Origin of the sequence: Rhodovibrio sodomensis (assembly GCF_016583645.1) — a bacterium.
GTDB lineage: Bacteria > Pseudomonadota > Alphaproteobacteria > Kiloniellales > Rhodovibrionaceae > Rhodovibrio > Rhodovibrio sodomensis.
This window is the reverse complement of the sequence record NZ_NRRL01000221.1, coordinates 1-3,485: the sequence shown is the minus strand read 5'-3', so window position 1 is coordinate 3,485 and position 3,485 is coordinate 1. Positions and strand designations below refer to the sequence as shown.

The following is a 3,485-nucleotide window of genomic DNA, read 5'->3' as shown; positions in this document are numbered from 1 at the left end:
ACGGCCGGTATCGATACGGACAACGGCGTCTATTGGCGCAGCGACGCGACCGGAGGAGATATCGCACGCTTTGAGGCCGGCCAGGTCTTAGCTCGGGCATCGGGCACACCGATCCCAAATCCCGCGACCCTACTGTTAGTGTTGACGGGACTGTTGGGCCTGGGCGTTGCCAAATACCGAACACGGCTCGGTTGAGAAAAAGCACAGGCGCAAAGCGAGCATCATCGGTCCAACTAGCCCGTGATGCTCGCTAACGATAGAAACAGCGCATTGTCTCCCGCAATCCATAGGTCGAAAACAGAGATTTTGTGTTTATGAGCCCAAAGATACTGGAGTCCAGCCTTCTCGCGTCGAGCCCCGGAAGGCATACAGGCCGTGTCAACTGCTTCGGGTCATGGTCAGCCGGTCTCTCCGACAGCTTCGGCGTAAGTTTTCGATGGTAGACCGGTTGCTTCGGCCACACGGCAGTCTTCAGCACGCAGGCGTAGGTATCCGTTAATTGGCTCACAAAAAACGGGCCTCACCTCGTTACGGCGGCTGGATCCCGGGTTCGCCGACTTAGCGAACGGCTTCTTTCCGATGCAGCGCCACGTCATGAGCGGCAGGCTTTGCAATGGTGAACCACGCTCCCACCGACGCTACCGCACTGCAAACCGACGACATGAGGAGAGTTTCACCTACCCCTACAGACAGCGCTAGGCCAGCACCGGCGCCAACGCTACCGCCCACGAAGGACGTGATAATGGATAAAATGCCAAGGCGTTTCGCGTTCACGATCGTCCCTCCGCAATGCCCCCTCAAGGCCGCAATGCAACATAACTTGCGGCAAAAGCCGAGTCCGAATTGGTGGGTCTACCAACTCTTAGCGGAGACGCCGGGCGCAGTCCAAATTTTAACTCGAACGGGTCGTGTTCGAGGCGCCGAGTTCGTCTACACCTACGGCAAAGGCGATAGGGAATATGCCAAAAGTTGACCGCGAACGCCTTACCGTACGGAGTGCAATTCTGATTTGGATATTCGGTGGAGTGTTGGGCTGGAGTGCTCTCGCCCTAACCGTTCTGGTGCTAGCTTAGAGCCGTAGCGGAGCGTCTCTATTTCAGGCGAACCCACGGCCGCTTCGGGTCATGGGACTAAACCGCTCCGCACTGAGATCGAACCGACCCGGCAACTCGGTCCAGTCGCTCGCGGCCTCCGCACCGTCGCGGCACCGCCGCCCCGCGCCGATAACAGCCAACTCCGACGCACTCATCGGGACAGCCCCGAGGTTACTTTCTCCATAACCGTCGGCAGGCACCACCCGTAGCTTCCCCGCCCCGCGGTTTTCCTCCCTTGAGCTTTCTCGGACGTCTGCCGATCGTGCCGCATGGCTACACCTGCGTCCGGCAGACATCCAAGAAACCTTCACATGGCCGGCCGCTGCCAGCCGTTGCGGACGCGGCCGGTGTCCGGTGGAAACCCGCCACTAGACTGCGGCGAGGTGCGGTCGGAGCGGTCGCGGCAGGTTCGGAGGGCCTACCTGCCCACCTTTGCGCACCGTCGAGCGGCCGGGTCGGGCCAATAACAGACATTTTCCTGCTGATCGTAAAAAGCTATCAGTCCAGTGCACCCCCCGGTATCAGCAAACACGCTATCCCGATTTTGGGGAAGAGCTACCCGCTCCGATCAGCACTCTCCGGAGATGCAGAACAGAGCCAGGAGGACGAGCGATGCCAAGCGGTCAGCGCCAGCAGTCGGCACCAGTGCGCTTGCGCGGCCACGATGCGACGCCAGAAGAATTGGAACGGATATCTCTCGTGAGGGGAAACCGGCAAGCAACCTACGATGAGGCTTGGCTTCAGGATATGCTCTTTCGGCATCCAGACATCCTGCCTGTCAGGGATCTTGAGCCGGGCTTCGGGGATCTGGTGCCGATCTGCCGTGAACTCCCAACGAATTCAGGTTCATGCGATAACCTGTACCTCACGGCGGAAGGCGATATTGTCCTCGCCGAATGCAAACTGTGGCGCAACCCCGAAAGTCGTCGTGAGGTGCTTTCTCAGGTCATTGATTACGCGCGCGACTTGGCGAGTTGGAGCTACGAGGACCTGGAGAGGGCCGCGCGGAATGGCCTGGGATCGCGCGTCTTTGCCGACAGTCGGCTCGTAGACGTGATCTCTGACGATCTGGACGAAGAGACCGCAGCGCGCCGTATCGGCGCGATCTCCCGGAACCTACGATTGGGCCGCATGCTACTGCTTGTGGTCGGCGACGGGATCAACGAGCAGGTTGAGCGGCTGGGCGAGATGCTACAGGCGCATGCCGGGCTTCACTACGGTCTTGGTTTGGTCGAAGTGCGGCTTTTCCAGGACGGCGACGGCGGCGTGCTCGCTGTGCCGAACATCGTGGCGCGTACGGTGAATATCGAGCGGGGGATCGTGACGCTCGCCGATGGCGCGCTCCGTGTTGACGAACCAGCTTCATCGGCCTCTGCCGCTGGTGGGCGCGGTTACGGCAAAACGCTGTCGCTCGAGAAGGTGATCGAGCACATCAGCGACAATACTCGCATCCACAGGGCCGACCTTTCGGCTTTCCTTGATCGCGCCCGGGACATCGGGGTGGTGCCCGACCCAGGTAAGGGTGCATTGGACCTGCGCTACGATCTCCCGACTGGCACAAGGATCAAGGTTGGAGCGATCCAGACTAACGGGAACGTAACGCTCGCCGACAATCACAAGTTAATTGAGGGGCACGACATCCGTGATCTTGACGAGGTTTACGTCAAAGAAGTGGCGTCCTTGGTAGATGGCGAAGTTCTCGACAGGAAGAGTGGGCGGACTGTTCAGCGCGATGGCCATTTGCTCGATATCGGCGAATATATCGAGCATGGAGAGGAGTGGATAGAGGCCATCAAACGACATGTTCGAAGCGTAGAGGAACGGCTAAATGCAAATTCCGGAGACCGGTAAAACTTTATCCATTGGTAAAGACGTTTCGCCCGCACCGCAGGTGTTCGCCGTTACGGAGACTTTAGGCGCGGAAAAGCATCGTGGGGTCGTCCGCTTCGGGTCATGGCCGGCCGCTGCCAGCCGTTGCGGACGCGGCCGGTGTCCGGTGGAAACCCGCAACTGGACTGCGGCGAGGTGCGGTCGGAGCGGTCGCGGCAGGTTCGGAGGGCCTACCTGCCCACCTTTGCGCACCGTCGAGCGGCCGGGTCGGGCCAATAGCAGAACTTCTTAGTCTTGCAAGATCGATTAAATTCATGTTGTCAAACCCAAGGCGGCGATCGACGTCTTAGGACCGGACACCGCGGTTGAACGCAATTGACAGCGCTGTCGTCGCGCACCATCGTCCACCGCCCGTAACATTGCTGCAATCTTTGAAAGGCGGCCCATCGCGATGGCTGAGGAAGTCGAGCTCAAGCTCGCCCTGGCCCCCCACGATCTCGCGCGTCTGCCGGCGAGCGCGATGGTGCGGGCGCTCGCCGCCGGCAGCGGCACCACCAAGCG

General features: G+C 60.3%; 2 protein-coding genes. Both read left to right on the top strand.

The annotated features are described in order from the left end of the window. Positions 1-195, top strand: a 195-nt coding sequence (locus CKO28_RS28160; RefSeq protein WP_242480857.1) for a hypothetical protein, incomplete at its 5' end; no start/stop codon positions are given. A gap of 1,511 nt (positions 196-1,706) precedes the next feature. After that, positions 1,707-2,945 carry a hypothetical protein gene (locus tag CKO28_RS27170; RefSeq protein WP_200344585.1) on the top strand — a complete coding sequence of 413 codons (1,239 nt, stop codon included), beginning with the start codon at positions 1,707-1,709 and terminating at the stop codon, positions 2,943-2,945. Positions 2,946-3,485 lie beyond the last annotated feature (540 nt).

Excerpts from the sequence above, each read along its gene's own strand:
- CKO28_RS27170 (WP_200344585.1), top strand. The coding sequence starts at position 1,707 with ATGCCAAGCGGTCAGCGCCAGCAGTCGGCACCAGTGCGCTTGCGCGGC.